The sequence below is a fragment of the Pseudomonas serbiensis genome (assembly GCF_030580745.1).
Classification (GTDB): domain Bacteria; phylum Pseudomonadota; class Gammaproteobacteria; order Pseudomonadales; family Pseudomonadaceae; genus Aquipseudomonas; species Aquipseudomonas serbiensis.
This window is the reverse complement of the sequence record NZ_JAUQOO010000001.1, coordinates 566024-586943: the sequence shown is the minus strand read 5'-3', so window position 1 is coordinate 586943 and position 20920 is coordinate 566024. Positions and strand designations below refer to the sequence as shown.

15 protein-coding genes are annotated in these 20920 nt (G+C 57.3%); 8 read left to right on the top strand and 7 right to left on the bottom strand.

Annotated features, from left to right (window positions below):
- Positions 1-71: 71 nt before the first annotated feature.
- Complete coding sequence (locus tag Q6A51_RS02565) at positions 72-1193, bottom strand: MBL fold metallo-hydrolase (protein ID WP_201019601.1); 1122 nt, start codon at positions 1191-1193, stop codon at positions 72-74.
- A 351-nt stretch (positions 1194-1544) separates the two neighbouring features.
- Here Q6A51_RS02565 and mexE point away from each other — a divergent pair, with 351 nt between their 5' ends.
- From mexE to Q6A51_RS02540, 5 genes are all read left to right on the top strand, one after another.
- Positions 1545-2786 (top strand): multidrug efflux RND transporter periplasmic adaptor subunit MexE, encoded by a 1242-nt coding sequence (gene mexE, locus Q6A51_RS02560; protein ID WP_201019600.1) that lies wholly within the window; start codon positions 1545-1547, stop codon positions 2784-2786.
- 12 nt (positions 2787-2798) lie between these two features.
- Positions 2799-5990, top strand: coding sequence for an efflux RND transporter permease subunit (locus tag Q6A51_RS02555; protein ID WP_201019599.1), 3192 nt, complete (start codon positions 2799-2801; stop codon positions 5988-5990).
- Positions 5990-7387, top strand: a complete 1398-nt coding sequence (locus Q6A51_RS02550) for an efflux transporter outer membrane subunit (RefSeq protein WP_201002162.1) — start codon at positions 5990-5992, stop codon at positions 7385-7387. Before Q6A51_RS02555 ends, Q6A51_RS02550 begins: the two co-directional genes overlap by 1 nt.
- A 145-nt stretch (positions 7388-7532) precedes the next feature.
- The gene (locus tag Q6A51_RS02545; RefSeq protein ID WP_304574045.1) at positions 7533-8633 is read left to right on the top strand and encodes a tetratricopeptide repeat protein; all 1101 of its coding nucleotides are present in this window, start codon (positions 7533-7535) and stop codon (positions 8631-8633) included.
- Positions 8634-9040: 407 nt separating this feature from the next.
- A complete protein-coding gene (locus tag Q6A51_RS02540; protein ID WP_201002158.1) occupies positions 9041-9406 on the top strand; it encodes a histone-like nucleoid-structuring protein, MvaT/MvaU family in 366 nt (121 codons plus the stop codon).
- A 609-nt stretch (positions 9407-10015) separates the two neighbouring features.
- On the opposite strand, the gene Q6A51_RS02535 is transcribed toward Q6A51_RS02540, so the two are convergent.
- Positions 10016-10561, bottom strand: coding sequence for a DUF4946 domain-containing protein (locus Q6A51_RS02535; protein WP_201019597.1), 546 nt, complete (start codon positions 10559-10561; stop codon positions 10016-10018).
- 171 nt (positions 10562-10732) lie between these two features.
- Here Q6A51_RS02535 and gloA point away from each other — a divergent pair, with 171 nt between their 5' ends.
- Positions 10733-11254 (top strand): lactoylglutathione lyase, encoded by a 522-nt coding sequence (gloA, locus tag Q6A51_RS02530; RefSeq protein ID WP_304574044.1) that lies wholly within the window; start codon positions 10733-10735, stop codon positions 11252-11254.
- 132 nt (positions 11255-11386) lie between these two features.
- Here gloA and ahpF read toward each other — a convergent pair whose 3' ends face one another.
- The 3 genes from ahpF to Q6A51_RS02515 all read right to left on the bottom strand — a co-directional run bounded on the left by ahpF (position 11387) and on the right by Q6A51_RS02515 (position 14699).
- Positions 11387-12949, bottom strand: a complete 1563-nt coding sequence (gene ahpF / locus Q6A51_RS02525; RefSeq protein WP_304574043.1) for an alkyl hydroperoxide reductase subunit F — start codon at positions 12947-12949, stop codon at positions 11387-11389.
- A 125-nt stretch (positions 12950-13074) separates the two neighbouring features.
- Positions 13075-13638 carry an alkyl hydroperoxide reductase subunit C gene (gene ahpC / locus Q6A51_RS02520; protein WP_025259928.1) on the bottom strand — a complete coding sequence of 188 codons (564 nt, stop codon included), beginning with the start codon at positions 13636-13638 and terminating at the stop codon, positions 13075-13077.
- A gap of 101 nt (positions 13639-13739) precedes the next feature.
- The gene (locus Q6A51_RS02515; protein WP_304574042.1) at positions 13740-14699 is read right to left on the bottom strand and encodes a site-specific integrase; all 960 of its coding nucleotides are present in this window, start codon (positions 14697-14699) and stop codon (positions 13740-13742) included.
- A gap of 177 nt (positions 14700-14876) precedes the next feature.
- Here Q6A51_RS02515 and Q6A51_RS02510 point away from each other — a divergent pair, with 177 nt between their 5' ends.
- Positions 14877-15893 carry a DNA-binding protein gene (locus Q6A51_RS02510; RefSeq protein ID WP_304574041.1) on the top strand — a complete coding sequence of 339 codons (1017 nt, stop codon included), beginning with the start codon at positions 14877-14879 and terminating at the stop codon, positions 15891-15893.
- 146 nt (positions 15894-16039) lie between these two features.
- Entirely contained in the window at positions 16040-17068 is a 1029-nt protein-coding gene (locus Q6A51_RS02505) for an ABC transporter substrate-binding protein (RefSeq protein WP_201019593.1), read from the top strand.
- A gap of 87 nt (positions 17069-17155) precedes the next feature.
- Here Q6A51_RS02505 and Q6A51_RS02500 read toward each other — a convergent pair whose 3' ends face one another.
- Both Q6A51_RS02500 and Q6A51_RS02495 read right to left on the bottom strand, forming a co-directional pair.
- On the bottom strand, positions 17156-19543 hold the full coding sequence (locus Q6A51_RS02500) for a TonB-dependent receptor plug domain-containing protein (protein WP_304574040.1): 2388 nt from the start codon (positions 19541-19543) through the stop codon (positions 17156-17158).
- A gap of 326 nt (positions 19544-19869) precedes the next feature.
- The gene (locus Q6A51_RS02495; protein WP_201002142.1) at positions 19870-20907 is read right to left on the bottom strand and encodes an NADP(H)-dependent aldo-keto reductase; all 1038 of its coding nucleotides are present in this window, start codon (positions 20905-20907) and stop codon (positions 19870-19872) included.
- Between the last annotated feature and the right edge of the window lie 13 nt (positions 20908-20920).

Genomic DNA, 20920 nt, shown 5'->3' with positions numbered 1-20920 from the left:
TCGGCCGAGGGCATTCTCAGGCCCATGCCAGCCGAGTCGCTTGAAGCGTATGTAGAGGCTGGGTCAGCACTTCAGTCGACGCTGTTCCACCATGCCTCAAAGGTCTGGGCACGACCGTCGAAGTGAACAGGCTGACCGATCATGGGGGTCCACAGGGCATAGCCCCTTCCTTCGCTGGCCACAGTCAGGCGTCGGAAAGGATCGTTCCAGTCATGTGACGCGAGGGAGAAGCGTCCCACATGCCCCGGAGTCAATACTCGGGCACCGAGGTCGTTGGCAGCCTGAGCGGCCTCTTCGGGGTTCATGTGCAGGTGAGCCCAACGCGGATCGTACTGACCGCTGTCGAGCGACACCCAGTCGAACGGACCGAAGCGTTTGCCAATCTCTGCAAAGTGGCTGCCATAGCCAGAGTCGCCGCTGAAGAACAGCCGCCGCTGAGGGGATTCCAGCGCAAACCCTACCCACAACGCCTGATTACGGGTCAGTGTGCGTCCGGAATAATGCCGCGCAGGTGTCGCATGCAGTTTCAGATCCTTGCTGACTTCATAGCTGTCATACCAGTCCAGCTCGTGAACCCTGGCCGCGTCATAACCCCAGGACTCGAAATGCGCTCCGATGCCCAATCCGGTAACCACCTGTTTGACCAGAGGCTTGAGGGCAAGGATCGTCGGGTAATCGATGTGATCGTAATGGTCGTGGGTGAGCAGTAATACATCGATCCATGGCATGTCCTGCACCGAATAGATATTCGTGCCGCCAAACGCAGTCACCACTCCGGGCAATGGCGCCGCATGATCACTGAATACCGGGTCGATCAGGATGCGTTTGCCGTTCAGTTGCACGTACCAGGAAGAATGGCCGAGCCACACCACCAGATCATCCTGTGGGTCCAGCGAGCGCAGGTCGGTCTTTTGCGTGGGAATATCATGGGCAGGCCGAGGCTTGCCCTTCTGCGCGAAAAAGTTATCGATGCGGATCGACAACTGGGTAGCACCATTGGTCAGGAAAGGCGTGTCCTCCTGATTCTGAAAGGCACCATTCACATAGTTCGGCGACGCCTGGATGCGGGCAAGCCGCTCGCCCTGAGGCAACTGCCCGAAAACCGGCTGACGCATATAGAAGAAGGCTGCCGCAACCAGCACGGCAATACCGACCGTGAGCACGGCCAATGTTCGCAACAGGATTTTTCTCATCTCGGCCCAGGCCACGTTCAAAAGTTGCCCGCGATGGTAGGGAGAGAAGGCGTATCGAACCAGACCCGTATTACTTGATACGGCTATGAATGAGATTCAACAATGCGTCTGCTTTCTGTCTTGTCGCAAATGAATTCGTCCCACGGATTGCCGCTACCCGGCTCAATAATCTGTTGAACGCTATGACATCAGCCGGTTGACTGTCAGCAGCCAGACGAAGAGACTGGTCATAAACGAGGCTTGGGTCACCTTTATCATTCCCACTGATAATAACCTTCGGTTTATTCGATTCGTTAATAGAACCCCCTCACAACAGAATCCGCCCATCTCATACTATCGGCGGATTTTTCCATGTCTCAGTCTCTCTCTCATTTGCGCTATCCCCTCACCGCCCTCGCCCTGATCGTGATCAGTGCCTGCGGACGCGCACCTGAGGCCACCATGGCTCCAGCCGCAGCCAAAGTCAGTGTCGCCAAAGTGCTGGAACAGCCGATCAACGAATGGGATGAGTTCACCGGTCGCCTGGAAGCGCCGGAAACCGTCGAAGTTCGTCCGCGGGTTTCCGGGCAGATCGATCAAGTGGCTTTCACTGACGGCTCACTGGTCAAGAAAGGCGACCTGTTGTTCCAGATCGATCCACGCCCTTTCCAGGCAGAAGTTCGTCGTCTTGAAGCCCAACTGCAACAGGCTCGCGCCGTAGCCAATCGCAGTGAAAACGAAGCCGAACGCGGTGAGCGTCTGCGTACCAACAATGCGATTTCCGCTGAACTGGCAGACTCGCGCACGACCTCGGCACAGGAAGCAAAAGCCGGTGTTGCGGCGATTCAAGCGCAACTGGACGTGGCCAGACTCAACCTGAGCTTTACCCGCGTCACTGCGCCCATCAGCGGTCGCGTCAGCCGTGCGGAAATCACTGCCGGCAACATCGTGACTGCCGATGTCACGCCTCTGACCAGCGTGGTCTCCACCGACAAGGTCTACGCCTACTTCGATGCTGACGAGCGCGTATTCCTCAAGTACACCGAACTGGCGCGCAAGGGTCAGCGTGGCCAGACCACTCCGGTCTATCTGGGACTGTCCAACGAAACCGGCAACCCTCACCTGGGCCAGATGAACTTCGTCGACAACCAGGTCAACCCGAGGACCGGCACCATTCGCGGTCGCGCTGTGTTCGACAACACAGATGGCAGTTTCACCCCCGGCCTGTATGCACGCCTCAAGCTGGTGGGCAGCGGCACCTACTCCGCGATGCTGATCAACGACGAAGCCGTAGGCACCGATCTGGGCAAGAAATTCGTACTGGTGATGGAGAAGGACAACAAGCCAGCCTATCGCTTCGTCGAACTGGGTCCCAAGGTTGAAGGCCTGCGCATCGTGCGCAGCGGTCTTGGCAAGGACGACACCATTATCGTCAAAGGCTTGCAGCGCGTTCGTCCTGGCCAGCCTGTAGACCCTGAAGTAACGCCAATGGCTTCCAGCGAAACACTGGCTGCACTGCTCAAACAACGCCAGGCCCTCGAAGCCAGCAACCTGCCACAAGTGACGCCCAAGGCGGCTGTCAAAATCGCCAGCGCAACTGCGCCTCGCGGCTAAGGGACTCGTCCGATGAACTTCTCCAAATTCTTTATCACGCGGCCGATCTTCGCAGCAGTGTTGTCACTGTTGATCCTGATCGCAGGCGCTATCTCGCTGTTCCAGTTACCGATCAGTGAATACCCGGAAGTGGTCCCGCCCACAGTCGTGGTACGTGCCAACTTCCCCGGTGCCAACCCCAAGGTCATCGGTGAAACCGTTGCTTCGCCCCTGGAACAGGCCATCACTGGCGTCGAGAACATGCTGTACATGTCCTCGCAGTCCACGGCCGACGGCAAGCTGACCCTGACCATCACCTTCGCACTGGGCACCGACCTGGACAACGCGCAGGTGCAGGTGCAGAACCGCGTTACCCGAACCGAACCCAAACTGCCTGAAGAAGTGACCCGTATCGGTATCACGGTGGACAAGGCGTCTCCCGACCTGACCATGGTCGTGCACTTGACCTCACCGGACAACCGCTACGACATGCTGTATCTGTCCAACTATGCCGTGCTCAACATCAAGGATGAGCTGGCACGACTGGGCGGTGTCGGTGACGTGCAACTGTTCGGCATGGGCGACTACTCGCTGCGTGTCTGGCTGGACCCGAACAAGACTGCTTCACGCAATCTGACCGCCACCGATGTGGTCAACGCCATTCGTGAGCAAAACCGTCAGGTTGCTGCCGGCCAACTGGGCGCGCCACCCTCCCCGAGCGCAACCAGCTTTCAGATGTCGATCAACACTCAGGGCCGTCTGGTCAGTGAGGAAGAGTTCGAGAACGTTGTCATTCGTGCAGGTGCCGATGGTGAAATCACTCGCCTGAAAGATATTGCCCGCGTGGAACTGGGCTCGAATCAATACGCTCTGCGCTCGCTGCTCAACAATAAACCGGCTGTTGCCCTTCCGATCTTCCAGCGCCCCGGCTCCAACGCCATCGATATCTCGAATGACGTGCGCAGCAAGATGGCCGAGCTGAAAAAGGGCTTCCCGGAAGGCATGGACTACAGCATCGTCTATGACCCGACCATTTTCGTGCGCGGCTCCATCGAAGCGGTAATCCATACCCTGTTTGAAGCGCTGATCCTGGTTGTACTGGTGGTGATCCTGTTCCTGCAGACCTGGCGCGCCTCGATCATCCCGCTGGTCGCTGTGCCGGTGTCGCTGATCGGTACATTCGCGGTCATGCACATGTTCGGCTTCTCCCTGAACGCCCTGTCGTTGTTCGGGTTGGTACTGGCCATCGGTATTGTGGTGGACGACGCCATCGTCGTCGTGGAAAACGTCGAGCGTAATATCGAACTGGGACTGTCTCCGATGGAGGCAACCCACAAAGCCATGGGTGAAGTGACAGGGCCAATCATCGCCACGGCGCTGGTGCTGTGTGCGGTATTCGTACCGGCTGCGTTCATTTCCGGGCTGACAGGTCAGTTCTATAAACAGTTCGCTCTGACCATTGCCATCTCGACCGTGATCTCGGCGTTCAACTCCCTGACCCTGTCGCCGGCTCTGGCAGCCGTCCTGCTCAAGGCTCATGGCGCGCCCAAAGACAAGTTCTCGCTGTTCCTCGACAAACTGCTCGGTGGCTGGCTGTTCCGTCCGTTCAACCGCTTCTTCGAGAAAGCCAGCCATGGCTATGTCGGCACGGTAGCCCGCGTCATCCGCAGCAGCGGCATCGCACTGCTGGTTTACGCAGGGTTGATGGTTCTGACCTGGATGGGCTTTTCCAGCACGCCGACCGGTTTCGTACCGAGCCAGGACAAACAGTATCTGGTGGCCTTCGCTCAACTTCCGGACGCTGCCAGCCTGGACCGTACCGAGGACGTCATCAAGCGGATGTCCGAGCTGGCGCTTCAGCAGCCAGGTGTGGAAAACGCCATCGCCTTCCCGGGCCTGTCGATCAACGGCTTCACCAACAGCCCCAACAACGGTGTGGTATTCGTTGCACTCAAGGACTTTGACCAGCGCAAGGACCCGAGTCAATCGGCCAATGCCATCGCTGGCGCGCTGAACGGCAAGTTCGCGTCCATTCAGGAAGCTTACATGGCGATCTTCCCGCCACCGCCGGTACAGGGGCTGGGCACCATTGGTGGTTTCCGTCTGCAGATCGAAGACCGTGGCAACCTGGGTTATGACGAGCTGTACAAGGAAACCCAGAACGTCATCGCCAAGAGCCGTAGCGTGCCGGAGCTGGCAGGCCTGTTCACCAGCTATACCGTGAACGTGCCTCAGGTCGATGCCGCCATCGACCGCGAAAAAGCCAAGACCCACGGCGTTGCAATCAGCGACATCTTCGATACCTTGCAGGTTTATCTGGGCTCGTTGTACGCCAACGACTTCAACCGCTTCGGCCGTACCTATCAGGTCAACGTTCAGGCTGAACAGCAGTTCCGTCAGGACGCCGACCAGATCGCTCAGCTCAAGGTGCGTAACAACCTGGGTGAAATGATCCCGCTGGCAACCTTCGTCAAGATCAGCGATACCGCAGGTCCCGACCGGGTGATGCACTACAACGGCTTCATCACCGCCGAGATCAACGGTGCCGCCGCACCGGGCTACAGCTCCGGTCAGGCAGAGGCCGCCATCGAGAAACTGCTCAAGGAAGAACTGCCCAACGGCATGGTCTACGAGTGGACAGACCTGACTTACCAGCAAATTCTTTCGGGTAATACCGCGCTGTTTGTCTTCCCGCTCTGCGTACTGCTGGCGTTCCTGGTACTGGCAGCCCAGTACGAAAGCTGGAGCCTGCCACTGGCTGTGATCCTGATCGTGCCGATGACTCTGCTGTCAGCCATCGCCGGGGTGATCATTGCCGGTAGCGACAACAACATCTTTACCCAGATCGGACTCATCGTACTGGTGGGCCTGGCATGCAAGAACGCGATTCTGATCGTCGAGTTTGCCAAGGATAAACAGGAAGAAGGCCTGAGCCCGCTGGATGCGGTACTGGAAGCCTGCCGTCTGCGTCTGCGTCCGATCCTGATGACCTCGTTCGCTTTCATCATGGGTGTTGTGCCACTGGTGATCTCCAGCGGTGCCGGTGCCGAGATGCGTCATGCCATGGGCGTGGCGGTGTTCTCCGGGATGCTCGGCGTGACCTTCTTCGGTCTGCTGCTGACGCCGGTGTTCTATGTGCTGATCCGTAACTATGTCGAACGCCAGGACGCCCGCAAGGCAGCCAAGGCACAGAAACTGAACACCTTGTCTGCGGAGATGCATTGATGAGCGCTCTGAAACTCTTCGTTCCGAGCCTGCTGGTTCTGGCGCTGGCGGCCTGTGCCGTCGGCCCGGACTACAAAGCGCCTGACACTGCACCGGCAAAACTCGCCTCGGCAGCCCAGGGCAACCATGACCGCAGCAAGGTGGATACCCTGTGGTGGCAGCAGTTCGACGACCCGACCCTGAACACACTGGTCAGCCGTTCACTGGATGGCAACCGTGATCTGCGAGTGGCCTTTGCCCGCCTGAAATCGGCACGGGCGATTCGCGATGACGTCAGCAACGATGCCATGCCCGTGATCACCAGCCGGGCCAGCAGCGACCTGGGTAAAGGCCAGCAACCGGGCACCACTGAGCGCCGCGTCAACAGCGAACGCTATGACCTGGGCCTTGACATGGCCTGGGAGCTGGACCTGTTCGGTCGCATTCAACGGCAACTGGAAGCCAGCGAAGCGGATCAGGAAGCCGCCGAAGCCAATCTGTATCAGCTTCAGGTGACGCTGATTGCCGAAGTGGTCGATGCCTATGGTCAATTGCGCGGCGCCCAGTTACGCGAAGCCATTGCCCGGGACAACCTGAAAAACCAGCAGGATTCCCGAGGCGTTACCACACAATTGCGTGATGCCGGAGTCGGCAACGAGCTGGACGTGGTGCGCGCCGACGCCCGCCTCGCCGCCGTCGAAGCCAGCGTGCCACAGTTGCAGGCCGAGCAGGTGCGTCAGCGTAACCGTATCGCGACGTTGCTGGGCGAACGGCCCGAAAGCCTCAGCGTGGACTTGAGCCCGGCAAAACTGCCGGCCATCGCCAAGGCCTTGCCGATTGGCGATCCGACTCAGGTATTGCGTCAGCGTCCTGATATCCGTGCAGCCGAACGTCAACTGGCAGCCTCCACCGCGCGTATCGGTGTGGCGACTGCCGACCTGTTTCCACGGGTCAGCCTGAGCGGCTTCCTGGGCTTTACTGCCGGGCGCGGCTCACAGATTGGCTCGTCGGCCGCCAGAGCCTGGGCCCTGGGTCCGAACATCACCTGGGCCGCTTTCGATCTGGGCAGCGTCCGCGCCCAGATCCGCAGCGCCGATGCCGATGCCGAAGGCGCGCTGGCCAACTACGAACAGCAAGTACTGCTGGCGCTCGAAGAGTCGGAAAACGCCTTCAGCGACTACGACAAACGTCAGCAACGCCTGCTGGCTCTGATTCGCCAGAGTGAATCGAGTCGTGCCGCGGCGAGACTGGCGTCCATCCAGTATCGCGAAGGCACGGCGGACTTCCTGGTCCTGCTGGATGCCGAGCGGGAACGACTGGCAGCCGAAGACTCACAGGCCCAGGCAGAAATCGAGACCTATCGCGGTATCGTGGCTATCTACAAGGCTTTGGGCGGTGGATGGCAACCACAGGCCTGATGCATTGATTGCATGACCGATAAGCCTCGCACTCCATGAGCGCGGGGCTTTTTTCCGTCCCGTATTTACAGGCTATTCAAGATTGAAGTTTGACAGCAGCCAGTCACTGCCCGAAGCTGCAAGCCGTCAAGAATTGGAACTCGATATGCCCAGATTGCCTTTACAGGGCTCATCGCCTCGCCCCACTACTCGACGTCGCAAACTGATCGGCATTGCGGCTGTATCCATAGTGCTCGTTACACTGGTAGTGACTGTATGGTCGTGGCGCAGCAGCCCTGCCCAACCCGCAGCCAAGCTGAATCACACCTACGCGCAAGCGATGCAACAGGCCCATGACGGCAAACCCGGCGCAGCGCGCATGCTTTATCAGCAACTGGCGCGAACGGACCTTTCGCCTGCGCATCGGATGGCCCTCCTGGCCGAACTGAACAATTACCCGAGCCCCCAGGCACTCAAGCTGCTCAATGCCAGCCTCAAGAACCCATCGCCACAAGTACGCGAGGCAGCGATTGAAGCCAGTGTGAAACTGATACCCGACGGACAGCGCAGCCTCGTGCTCGGCCCACTGCTGGAAGACGCCGAACAATCCGTGAGGTTCAGCGCCACCCGTGCATTACTGGGGCTGTCCCCGGATGATCTGGGGTTGTACTTTGCCGTGCTGCAACAAGGCGCCGAGGCCTATCAGGAAGCATTGAAAACCCAGCCGCAAACCGCACAGAACCAGCTGCAACTGGCAAAGCTCTACCTGCAGACCGGTGATCTGGAGCCTGCACTTTCAGCCCTGAAGAACGCCATTGCCCTGGACCCCGAAAACGTCGAAGCCGCATTGGCGCATATCGAACTGCTGGACAAGAAAGGTCAGGCGGATCAGGCGCGCAGTCTTTTTGCCCGCTTGCTGGAGCGCAACCCCGAATCCTCCCTGCTGCAACATGCCCTGGGCATGTGGCTACTGAACCACGGGCAGAGCGAGTACGCCCTGCTCAGCCTGGCAAAGGCAGCGGAACTTGAACCAGGCAACAACGATTACCGCTACGACCTGGCGGTAGCCCTGCATGATCTGGATCAACTGGAAGCTGCACAGAAGCAATTGGTGCAAATACTCCAGAACCAGCCTGCCAACCGACGGGCACGGGTGCTCCTGATCCAGTACTGGAAGGAAAATGGTCAATTGCAGAATGTGCAGGTCCTGCTGGCAGAGCTCGAACAACAGAATCCGGATGACCCCGCCCTGCAACAAGGACTTTAGGAACCGGTCCAGCCAGCTGGCTGACCGGCCGAAAATAAGCATTTCGCGTCTGTTTTTAACCTGATCCCATAGATTTCAGACATTATTCAACCGACACCTAATATCGGAAATAACTTACAACGCGCTTCGCTCGATAACACAACGAGTGATAGAAGCCGCCAACTGATGAAAGCAATTTCATTTAATCATTTTCAAGAAGACTATTTTCTAACTCGTAAAAAACGTGCATTATTTAGGGGCAACTGATTATAACTACCCATTACTCCCGATTGCGTGACCGGAACGCTTAGTTTCATGATTGAAAAGCGCCGGGACTGGGTAGGAATCAATGAGCGAGCCGGCCTAACGTTTTTGTCATATCGCTTTATCGGGCTATCAACAGCCACTACATTGTTGGAGTATTTTATTTGTCCAGACTTGCCGAGTTTCGAGCAGCAGAGAAAGCCCTTCAAGAACAGCTTGCACAGCTGGAATCCCTGAAGAATGACGCCGGGCTGAAAAAGGAGATTGAATTCGAGCAGAAGCTCCAGGACCTGATGGGCAGCTATGGCAAAAGCCTGCGCGACATCATCGCCATCCTTGACCCTGTCAGCTCCACCTCCCTGGTTGCGCCAGCCGCCGGCCCGAAACGCCGTCGCGCCCGAGTTGTAAAGGTCTATCAGAACCCGCACACGGGCGAGCTGATTGAAACCAAAGGCGGCAACCACCGCGGTCTCAAGTCCTGGAAAGAGCAATACGGCGTCGAGACTGTCGATTCCTGGCTTCGTGCCTGATTGCGCTTTCTCGTAAAGCAAGCCCTGCATCCGCAGGGCTTTTTATTGGCCACTCCCCGCCGCCGCCTCTCGAAAAAAGCATGGTTTCATAGATGCGCATGTGTATAAGCACGTGGAATTCATATACATGACCCCTATTTAGCGTGTACCGCATATAATACAGAGCGACATATCATCCTCACGTTAAAATAATGACGCCAATAATCCTCTCTTTATCCAAACATATTGCCCCGCTGTTACAACTTGAAAAAATCGATCCGCCTTCAGCATCCCGACAGCAAACGCCCCTCATCCTTGATGTGTGAAATGCGTCACTTCCTCGCAATACCCTGTAAGGCAAGACAACATCGCCGAAGATTCAACGTCAATATTTTTCAGTGTTGCACGGTACGAATACGTTAACTTTTTGACGAGCTGCCATAAGTACCCGCCTGCATGCCGTGAGGCTTGCTCAACTGGCCAGCACCTGCGCACCTTGAATGCAATAACTTCAAGTCAGGACTTCACATTTTTTTCACACGACTTCTTACAAGATGAAGGCCGCTAAAGGAATAGCGCCCCATGCCCGCTTCGGCGGGCTTCTTTTTGCCCGCAGAAAAGCGCCACGGCTTAGCGGGCCGAATCGAGCTTCAGACTGTCCCGAATACGCAGAACCTCGTCCTTGCTGGCCGCATAGCCATCGACCGACCCGGCGTAGGACAACGACCACGCCATCTCCTTGTTTGCCGCCGCCACCAGCGTCTGGGTCAGCACATGCACACCGTTCTGAGTGACGGTGCAGGTGGTTTCCAGCGAAGGAATCACACTGAGCTGCCCTTCGCGTACATGGGTACACACACTCTGCATGCCGCTACGGGCAAAATTGACCTGAATCGACTTGCGCATCTCCAGCAGCACGGCCTGCACATTGACCTCATGGCCCGGCACCAGCCGAGACTGCGTCAGCTCCATTACCATGCTCGGATTACCGGCCTGATCGTTTTTCACTGCGCGTTGTCTGACCTGCACAGAGGGTTGAGTTGAGGAGTCCGCTGCCGGAAGCGACTCCACTTCCCAGCCTGCTGGCCAGATGATCATTGCATCAGCGGCATGCACCTCTGCGGCCCCCAACAGGCACAGGCTTATGAACAAGGATCTGCATGGCGTGAAAGTCATGATTGAAGCTACTCAGTACAGGAAACTGGAAATTCTGAGCCTGTCGCCCGTCACGAGCAAGGGGCTGAGCACTTTTGAGCAGTGCAAGCCTGATCAGCACAGGGTTTGGCACCGAGCGCCCCGCCCCGTATCATTTGGCGAGACTTTTTGAACACTCTGTTGGAGACCCCCATGAGCCTGCAAGAACTCAACACCTTCCCTGGCGTAACCGCTGAACCCGAAGCGGCAACCCAGCGTTTCGTGTTCAACCACACCATGCTGCGCGTCAAGGACGTCACCGCTTCGCTGGATTTCTATACTCGTGTACTGGGTTTCAGCCTGGTAGAAAAACGCGACTTCCCGGAAGCAGAGTTCAGCCTGTACTTCCTGGCCCTGGTAGACAAGGCCCAGATCCCTGCCGACGACAAGGCTCGCCACGAATGGATGAAATCGATCCCCGGCATCCTGGAACTGACCCACAACCACGGCACCGAAAACGATCCTGCGTTCTCCTACCACAACGGCAACAGCGACCCGCGTGGCTTCGGGCATATCTGCGTGTCCGTACCGGATGTACACGAGGCCTGCGAACGCTTTGAAAAGCTCGGCGTGGATTTCCAGAAACGCCTGGCCGATGGCCGCATGAACAACCTGGCCTTCATCAAGGACCCGGATGGTTACTGGGTGGAAATCATTCAGCCGACACCGTTGTAATCCGTCACCTGCTCACAAATGAATTCGCTCCTGCAGCCAGTACACCGTAGGAGCCAATTTATTCGCGAATGGACCGTGTACATGAAAAAGCCCCATGATCACTCATGGGGCTTTCTTGTATCTGACCGCCAATCAGGCCGGAGCAGAGGTACGGATCAGGTGATCGAAAGCACTCAGAGAGGCCTTGGCACCCTCGCCCAGAGCGATGATGATCTGCTTGTAAGGAGCAACCGTCACGTCACCGGCACCGAAAATACCCGGCACTGAAGTTTCGCCCCGCGCATCGACCACGATCTCGCCACGTGGCGACAATTCGATGGTGCCCTTGAGCCATTCACTGTTAGGCAGCAAGCCGATCTGTACGAAGATACCTTCCAGCTCTACAGTCACTTCCTCGCCATTCACGCGATTCTTGTAGCGCAGGCCGTTGACCTTCTGCTCATCGCCAGTCACTTCAGTGGTCTGGGCGCTGGTAATCACTGTAACGTTCGGCAGGCTGTGCAGCTTGCGTTGCAGAACGGCATCGGCACGCAATTGCACATCGAACTCCAGCAGGGTGACGTGAGACACGATACCCGCCAGGTCAATGGCCGCTTCAACGCCCGAGTTACCACCACCGATCACTGCAACACGCTTGCCTTTGAACAGTGGGCCATCGCAGTGCGGGCAGTAGGCAACGCCCTTGTTGCGGTATTGCTGCTCGCCCGGAACATTCATCTCCCTCCAGCGAGCGCCGGTTGCCAGAATCACGGTCTTGGCCTTGAGGCTTGCACCGCTGGCGAACTTCACTTCATGCAACTCACCGGCATTGCCGGGAATCAGCTTGTCGGCGCGCTGCAGATTCATGATGTCGACGTTGTATTGCTTGACGTGCTCTTCAAGCGCAACGGCCAGTTTCGGCCCTTCGGTGTGCTGTACCGAGATGAAGTTCTCGATTGCCATGGTGTCCAGCACCTGACCGCCGAAACGCTCTGCCGCAACACCGGTACGAATGCCTTTACGGGCTGCGTAGACCGCTGCGGCCGAACCGGCTGGACCACCGCCTACTACCAGAACGTCGAAGGCATCCTTGGCGTTGAGTTTTTCAGCCTGACGGGCGCTGGCGCCGGTGTCGATCTTGGCGAGGATTTCTTCAAGACCCATGCGGCCCTGACCGAACAGTTCGCCATTGAGGTAGATACTCGGAACCGACATGATCTTGCGTTCGGTCACTTCATCCTGGAACAACGCACCGTCGATAGCGACGTGCTTGATGTTCGGATTGAGGACTGCCATCAGGTTCAGGGCCTGAACGACATCCGGGCAGTTCTGGCAAGACTGCGAGAAATAGGTCTCGAAACGGAACTCGCCTTGCAGAGCGCGAACCTGTTCGATGGTTTCCGCGCTGACCTTGGGTGGGTAGCCGCCAGTTTGCAGCAACGCCAGGACCAGCGAGGTGAATTCGTGCCCCATCGGGATGCCGGCGAAACGCAGGCTGATATCCTGACCCGGGCTGTTCAGCGAGAACGATGGCTTGCGCGCATCGGTGCCGTTGTCTTGCAGGGTGATGTCTTTGGAAACACTGAGCACATCGTTCAGCAGAGCCAGCATTTCCTGGGATTTGGCGCCGTCATCAAGGGACGCAACGATCTCGATGGGGCGAGTAACCCGCTCCAGGTAGGATTTCAACTGGGCTTTAAGATTGGCGTCCAACATGTGGCGACTTCCTATTTTTACGAAGGTAGAAAAAACAACGCCCAGGCGATGACCGCCCGGGCGTTTTTTGGGGCGATGCGGTTTACTTGCTCAAGAGCTCAAAGCCCCTAGCCGTTTCATACGACTTAGATCTTGCCAACCAGGTCCAGGGACGGAGCCAGGGTAGCCTCGCCTTCTTTCCACTTGGCCGGGCAGACTTCGCCTGGGTGAGCAGCGACGTATTGAGCAGCCTTGATCTTGCGCAGCAGCTCGGAAGCGTCACGGCCAACGCCGCCATCGTTCAGTTCAACGATTTTGATCTGGCCTTCAGGGTTAACCACGAAAGTACCGCGATCAGCCAGACCGGCTTCTTCGATCAGCACGTCGAAGTTGCGGGAGATCTGCAGAGTAGGGTCGCCGATCATGGTGTACTGGATTTTGCCGATTGCTGGCGAAGTGTTGTGCCATGCAGCGTGGGCAAAATGAGTGTCGGTAGAAACGCTGTAGATCTCGACGCCCAGTTTCTGGAACTCAGCGTAGTTGTCAGCCAGGTCTTCCAATTCGGTAGGGCAAACAAAGGTGAAGTCGGCTGGGTAGAAGAATACGACAGACCATTTACCTTTGAAGTCAGCTTCCGATACGTCGACGAAAGCACCGTTCTTGAATGCGGTTGCTTTGAACGGTTTTACTTGGCTGTTGATAATAGGCATCGGTGAATCTCCTGATGGGTTGTGAATTCGATGGAGTGAAGCTTACGCACGATTGATGACAAAGGCTCATTGGCAAACCTGATATCACTCATTAGTTTTGCCTATCGGCGCAGCTTATTAATAGAAGAAACCTTCAAGCCGCTCACCTCCTCGGAGGGAGCGCTGAACGTAACCGGCTCAATGTAACGCATCGCAGACTTCATGTCCCGCCAGCCCACGTAAGCCATGAGCGACTTGAGATCCCATCCGCTACGATGCGCCCAGGTTGCAAAGCCTCGTCGCAACGAATGGCTGGTGTATTGATCGGCCGCGACACCGGCGCGCTCGAAGGCCTGACGCAACAGGGGAATGAGGCTGTTGGCATGCAGCCCCTCCTCTCCCAGATTGCCCCAGCGGTCAATCGATCTGAATACCGGCCCACGCACCAGGGCCGCACAATTGACCCATTCGATGTACGCCTTCACCGGGCACAGACGCTGCAAGGCAGGAGTCTGGTAGGTCTTGCCGATATTGTCCCTGTCACCCTTGCTGCGCGACAAGTAGAGACTGATCCCCGACTCCGGGATTGCCTTGATATCCTCGACTTGCAGCCGGCATAGCTCGTCACTGCGAAACCCGCGCCAGAAGCCCAGCAAGATCAGCGCCGCATCACGGCGACAGCGCAGCAACTGCACCTGATCATGCCGCGCCAGCGCCTCGCTCGCCTCCACTTCCAGCCAGGCAACCACCCGCTCCAGATCCTGCAACTGCAAAGGCTCGGCCTGCTTCTCCTGAGCGGGGTGCAAGGCCCGTATGCCCTTGAGCACCTTGCGCACCATCGCCGACTTGGTCGGGTCGGCAAAACCCTGACTGTTGTGCCACTGCGCCAGTGCCGACATGCGCAGCTTCAAGGTATTGACCGACAGGGTCGCGGCATAGGTCGCCAGATAGCGGGCCACGCTTTCGCTGGTGGCAGGCAGAAAACCTCCCCAGGTCACCTCGAAATGCTCGATGGCCGCCCGGTAGCTGCGCCGAGTGTTATCCCGCGTCGCAGCCTCGATGTAGCGATCGACGTCATTCATGCCTTGTCACCCCTTTGTGTACTGCGCACATCGCCCTCACAGGCCAGACAAGCGTATGACACGGGATAATACGCCAATATCACAGGTTAATTAATTGCAGATTTCACGCTGATTTGCGATTTAATATAGTATGTAATTACAGGGTACATACCACAGTACGAAATCGTAGGAGACAGCATGGCTCGCGGCGGTGTAAACAAGGCGCTGGTGAACAAGGCACGGCTTGCCCTGCTCTCTCGCGGGGAAAACCCGAGCATCGATGCCGTACGGGTCGAAATGGGCAATACCGGCTCGAAAACCACCATCCATCGTTACCTCAAGGAGCTGGATGAAACCGACACGCCCGCTCCTGCCATCAACGATGAGCTGACGGAACTGGTTGCCCGGCTTGCCCAACGCTTGCAGGAACAGGCCCAGGAGCGCATCGACTTTTCTTCGGCAGAGCACGACGCCAATCGCAAGGCCATGCAACAGGACCTTGCGACAGCGCAGCAGCGTATCAATGAGCTGCAAGAGCAACTGGCACGGCAGACCGAAGCTTTCGAGCAACAGAGCACCGCCCTGCTCCACCAGCAACAGGCACGGCAAGGCGAGCAGATGGAGAATGCCCGACTGCTTCAGGCCAATCAGGATCTGGAAGCGCGCCTGCAAGACAAGGACGGGCAGATTCGTTCGCTGGAAGAAAAGCATCGGCACGCCCGCGAAGCGCTGGAGCACTATCGAAACTCGATCACGGAACAACGCACTCAGGAACAACAACGCCACGAAGGTCAGCTACAACAGGTCCAGATGGAACTGCGCCAGGCCCAACAAAGCCTGATGATGCGCCAGGAAGAAATCACCCGCCTGAACCGGGACAATGAGCGACTGCTGACAGAGAGCCGCAACGTGGCACGGGAGCTGGAAAGCCAGAAAGACTTGCTGAGCAAAACCACTCAACAAGCCGCCAGCACCAGCGAGCAGTACCAGCACTCACAGACCCAATGCGCCCTGTTCGAAGAACGACTGCGCACCACTCAGGACGAGAACACTGAACTCAAGCAGAGTCTGGTCGACACACGACAGCAGAATCGCATGCTGGAATTGCTGCTGATAAAGAAGGAAGTCGCACTGGAAAATCTGCGCGAGCCTGATGAAAAGCCAAAACCGAAAAAAACCTCAGGCCCGACCGCAAAGGCAAAGCCGGATAAATAAAGAGCACCGCCCAATATGCACAACAATGATAAATAGCCACTATCGATTCATCATATAAATATTCTTAAATGTTATTTAAATAACATTTTTTATGCATATAAGCTCACTCCACACCTGAATATATCCCTCGAAAGCTGGAGCCTTGTATGCAAAAACCCACGAAACGCCTGTCTCGCCTGGCAACCGCCATCGGCCTGGGTGCTGCACTGATGTCCGGCGCGCTGATAATGCCTGCCACTGCGCAGGCCGAAGGTGAAATACGGATCGCCGAACAGTTCGGCATCGTCTATCTGCTGCTCAACGTTGTTCGCGACCAGAACCTGATCGAGAAGCACGGCAAAGAGGATGGCCTGGAGATCAAGGTCGACTGGACCCAGCTTTCCGGCGGCTCGGCCGTGAACGATGCCTTGCTGTCAGGCTCCATCGATATCGCAGGCGCCGGCGTCGGCCCGCTGCTGACAATCTGGGACCGCACCAAGGACAAACAGAACGTCAAGGCCGTCGCCTCGCTGGGTAACTTCCCGTACTACCTGGTCAGCAACAACCCCAAGGTCAAGACCATCGCCGACTTCACTGAAAAGGACCGCATCGCCGTGCCGGCAGTGAGCGTTTCCGTACAGTCGCGCTACCTGCAATATGCAGCAGCCAAACAATGGGGCGACAAGGAATACGCCCGACTGGACAAGTACACCATCAGCCTGCCTCACCCTGACGCTGCCGCCAGCCTCATCGCCGGTGGCACCGAGCTGACCGGGCACTTCTCCAACCCGCCCTTCCAGGAGCAGGAACTGAAAAACCCTAACGTGCATGTCGTGCTCAACACCTACGACCTGCTGGGGCCAAACTCGCCAACCGTACTGTTCGCCACCGAGAAATTCCGCAAGGAAAACCCGAAGACCTACAAGGCATTCATTGAAGCGTTGTCGGAAGCCGAAGACTTTGTCCGCAAGGATATCGGTGCTGCGGCAGACACCTACATCCGTGTCACCAAGGCCAAGATCGATCGTGCCGAACTGCTGCAGATCATCGACAAGCCTGAGTTCCAGTTCACCATCACCCCGAAAAACACCTACCCGCTGGCCGAATTCCTGTACCGCGTCGGCGCGATCAAGAACAAGCCAGAGTCATGGAAAGATTATTTCTTCCAGGATGCCAAGCCGCTGCAAGGCAGCTGATCCAACCGCCTCACCCCGCCTGATGGCGGGTTCTACAGACAAAAAAAATCGCCCCCGCCATAAGCGGGGGCGATTTTTTAACAGCGATTACCAGTTATAGGTGGCACGTGCGTAGTAAAACGCGCCGCTATACCCATAAGGTGAAAAGGTGCTGTAAGCCAGGTTGCCGCCACTGGAAGAAAACTCGTTCAGCTTCTCCGGGTAAACGTCGGTGACGTTGTCGCCACCCACCGTGAACACCCAGTTCTTGAGCTTGTAATCCACTGCCAGATCCAGCAGCCAGGCAGCCTTGAATGTCTGGTCGTTGACCTCGGCAGCCTGATAGCTGGTGAACTCGCCATAACGCACCAGGTTCGAGTGCAGCGTCCAGTTGCCGATCGTGAAATCGTTGGCCAGCGTGAGCTTATGCTGCGGCGTGGTATCGCCCAGCAGGCCGATACGCTCGCGACGATCCACACGCACCAGGTTGACGCCCAGTTGATCGAGTTCCGGCGGGTTGGCTTTTACGTCAGTAACTTTGGTGTGGTTGTAGTTGTAGCCCAGGGTGCTGTTCCAATCCACACCGTTATCGAACTGATAGCGGTAGTTGGCAACCAGATCGATACCATCGGTGCTGGTATCGGTGGCATTGGTGAAGTAACGGACACTGGTGTAGTTGATGTCAGTGATACCGTTGGCTTGCAGGTAGTTGGTTGCAGCGTTGTTGAGCACCAGGTTGGAGGACAGCGAGATACGGTCACGGATGTCGATACGGTAGACGTCCGCAGTCACGGTCAGATTGTCCAGCGGCTTGAGCACCAGGCCCAGGCTGTAGTTGCGGGACTTCTCGGCCTTGAGATCTTCAGCACCCAACAGTTGGGCCACATTGCTGTTGGCCGGGAACGTACCCGCTTCCTGGATGGTGTTGCCGATCAACTGCGACGAGGTATACGTGAAGTTCTGCTGAGCCAGCGATGGCGCGCGGAACCCTGTCGAAACGCTACCGCGCAAGGCGATACGCGGCGTGAAATCGTAACGCGCCGAAACCGAGCCACTGGTATTGGAGCCGAAGTCACTGTAGTCCTCGCGACGCACAGCAGCCGAAACACCGAGCTTTTCAGTGATATTGGTTTCCAGGTCCAGATACTGGGCAATGTTATGCCGTGAATAGCTGCCCGCATCCGCTGCGCGGAAACCGCCAAGCCCGGAGCTACCGGTCTGGAAGTAGGACTCGGCCTGACCCGCCTCGATCTGATAACCCTGATGCAGATACTCGGCACCGAACGCCACCGACACTGGATACGGCAGCCACGCAGCACTGAACTCACGGGACAGATCCAGGCTGAGCTGCTTCTGGTCGTTGGTCAGCGTACCGTTGTAGAACGAGCGCGGAGTGGCCAGACCCAACGAGGTGTTGATGGTCTTGGTGCGCAACTCGTAAGAGTTCTTGCCGTAGTTGGCAGACAGGTCGTAATGCCAGTTATTGGCAAGCTCGCCACGCAAACCGGCGACCAGCGTCGTGTCTTCCAGGGTGCCGCGAATCAGCGGCAGGTAACCATTGGGGAAAATCGCAGGAATGTTGTTACCGGCATTGCTGGCCCGGTAGAACGCTGCCGTTTCACCGCGACGCTTGCTGTAGCCGCCAAAGCTGTAGAACTCGGCAGCATCGCTGAAGGTGTAGCCACCGTTGAACTGGATCTTGCCTTCTTCGGTTTCCGGCTCACCCTGACGGAATACATGCTGACCGTAGGTGGTAGAACCGACGCTTGCAGGGCGGAAGTCATTACCGGCACGGTCGGTGTAATCGTTATTTGCGCCTTCGCCGGAAAGGTTGAGGAAGCCATTGCTGCCCAGGGCAAAACCGGTGTTACCCGAAATGTTGCGCTTGATCCCGTCACCCTTCTTGTACTGACCGTACTGAGTGGAGATCGAACCACCGTGATCACCCTCTTTAAGGATGACGTTGATAACCCCGGCGATGGCGTCCGAGCCGTAGCGCGCCGACGCACCATCACGCAGCACTTCGATATGATCGATGGCCGACAGCGGAATGGCGTTCAGGTCGGCAGGTGCCGAGCCACGGCCGACCGCACCACCGAGGTTGACGAAGGCCGAAGTATGACGACGCTTGCCATTGACCAGCACCAGCACCTGATCAGGCGAAAGACCACGCAATTGCGCAGGACGAGTCAGCTCAGCACCGTCGACCAGACTGGGACGCGGAAAGTTGATCGAAGGAATCAGGCGCGCCAGTACCGCACCCAGCTCTCCAGAGCCGGAACTGCGCAGGCTGTCGCCGGAAATGACGTCGATAGGTGACAACGAAGCGCTTGCGGTGCGCTCCTGAGCCCGAGTGCCGGTCACGATAACCGTATCGAGCGTCTTGCTCTCTTCTTTGGCCTCTTCGGCCAACGCTGCGGCGCTCCAGGTTCCGGCAGTCAGCAAATTGGCTGACAAAATGGCCGTCCCCAGCACGTGTCGTTTAAAGCTCCCCATACCGCTCCCCTTTTAAATCCCTGACCCAGGCCTCTCTGCCTGGGTAACAACGAGCGATCCGTGCGGCGGACGGTAGCGTTCATTGATACGTAATTAGGTTCTCCGGTGGCCCGATGCCTTATAGCTTAATGCCATTAAGTGTAAGTTTTTAAATACCATTAATGCATAAGAAGCTACAAATGGGTTTGCAAGCGCACAAGACAGGAGCAAACCCATTCGCGAAAGCGGATTTACGCACCAAAACAGGGAGTTTTCGGGAGGGGGATTTAGCCTTTCATGCCCAGTCGCGGGCAAGCCCCCTCCCACTATCGGGAGGGGGCAGCACTTTACGGAGCCGGGTTGGGTTGCCCGACATGAATCGCTTCGATACCGGCAACAACCTCATCGGACAGCGAGACATCGATGCTCGCCAGGTTGACAGCCAGTTGCTCCAGAGTGGTCGCGCCAATGATATTGCTGGTCACGAACGGGCGGCTGGTCACATAAGCCAGGGCCATTTGTGCCGGGTCCAGGCCGTGCTGACGGGCCAGTGCCACGTACTGCGCGGTAGCACGCACAGCCTGCGGATTGTTGTAACGCTGGAAGCGCTCGAACAGCGTCAGGCGGCCATCGGCCGGACGTGCGCCGTCGAGGTACTTGCCTGCAAGCACACCGAACGCCAGTGGCGAATAGGCCAGCAGACCAATCTGCTCACGAATGGCGATTTCCGCCAGGCCGATCTCGAAGCTGCGGTTAAGCAGGTTGTACGGGTTCTGGATAGAAACGGCACGCGGCAAGCCATGGGTTTCAGCCAGGTGCAGGAAACGCTGGGTGCCCCACGGGGTTTCGTTGGACAGACCAAAATGGCGAATCTTGCCCGCCTTGACCAGATCGTTCAGCACCGACAGGGTTTCCTCGATCTCCACTGCCGAATCGTCCGGGTCATGCTGATAGCCCAGCACACCGAAGAAGTTGGTCTTGCGATCCGGCCAGTGCAGTTGATAGAGATCCAGATAATCGGTGTTCAGACGCTTGAGGCTGGCCTCCAGTGCGGCGGTGATATTGGCGCGATCCAGGCGCGGATTGCCATTGCGGATATGCTCCATGCGACCAGGACCGGCCACCTTGCTGGCCAGCACCCAATCCTTGCGATCACCATACTTCTTGAAGTACTCGCCGATGATGCTTTCGGTCTTGGTGTAGGTTTCCCCACGTGGCGGCACCGGGTACATCTCGGCGGTATCGATGAAGTTGACGCCAGCCTTCTTGGCCAACTGGATTTGCTCGAAAGCCTGAGCTTCGGTGTTTTGCTCACCCCAGGTCATGGTGCCCAGTGCGATGGCGCTGACCGAGATATCGGTCTTGCCCAATGAACGAAATTGCATCGATGACTCCGTC

Coding starts and splice junctions, on each gene's coding strand:
- ahpF (WP_304574043.1), bottom strand. CDS start 12,949: ATGTTGGACGCCAATCTTAAAGCCCAGTTGAAATCCTACCTGGAGCGG.
- Q6A51_RS02505 (WP_201019593.1), top strand. CDS start 16,040: ATGCAAAAACCCACGAAACGCCTGTCTCGCCTGGCAACCGCCATCGGC.
- Q6A51_RS02555 (WP_201019599.1), top strand. CDS start 2,799: ATGAACTTCTCCAAATTCTTTATCACGCGGCCGATCTTCGCAGCAGTG.
- Q6A51_RS02500 (WP_304574040.1), bottom strand. CDS start 19,543: ATGGGGAGCTTTAAACGACACGTGCTGGGGACGGCCATTTTGTCAGCC.
- Q6A51_RS02495 (WP_201002142.1), bottom strand. CDS start 20,907: ATGCAATTTCGTTCATTGGGCAAGACCGATATCTCGGTCAGCGCCATC.
- ahpC (WP_025259928.1), bottom strand. CDS start 13,638: ATGCCTATTATCAACAGCCAAGTAAAACCGTTCAAAGCAACCGCATTC.
- Q6A51_RS02510 (WP_304574041.1), top strand. CDS start 14,877: ATGGCTCGCGGCGGTGTAAACAAGGCGCTGGTGAACAAGGCACGGCTT.
- Q6A51_RS02550 (WP_201002162.1), top strand. CDS start 5,990: ATGAGCGCTCTGAAACTCTTCGTTCCGAGCCTGCTGGTTCTGGCGCTG.
- Q6A51_RS02565 (WP_201019601.1), bottom strand. CDS start 1,193: ATGAGAAAAATCCTGTTGCGAACATTGGCCGTGCTCACGGTCGGTATT.
- mexE (WP_201019600.1), top strand. CDS start 1,545: ATGTCTCAGTCTCTCTCTCATTTGCGCTATCCCCTCACCGCCCTCGCC.
- Q6A51_RS02515 (WP_304574042.1), bottom strand. CDS start 14,699: ATGAATGACGTCGATCGCTACATCGAGGCTGCGACGCGGGATAACACT.
- Q6A51_RS02545 (WP_304574045.1), top strand. CDS start 7,533: ATGCCCAGATTGCCTTTACAGGGCTCATCGCCTCGCCCCACTACTCGA.
- Q6A51_RS02535 (WP_201019597.1), bottom strand. CDS start 10,561: ATGACTTTCACGCCATGCAGATCCTTGTTCATAAGCCTGTGCCTGTTG.
- gloA (WP_304574044.1), top strand. CDS start 10,733: ATGAGCCTGCAAGAACTCAACACCTTCCCTGGCGTAACCGCTGAACCC.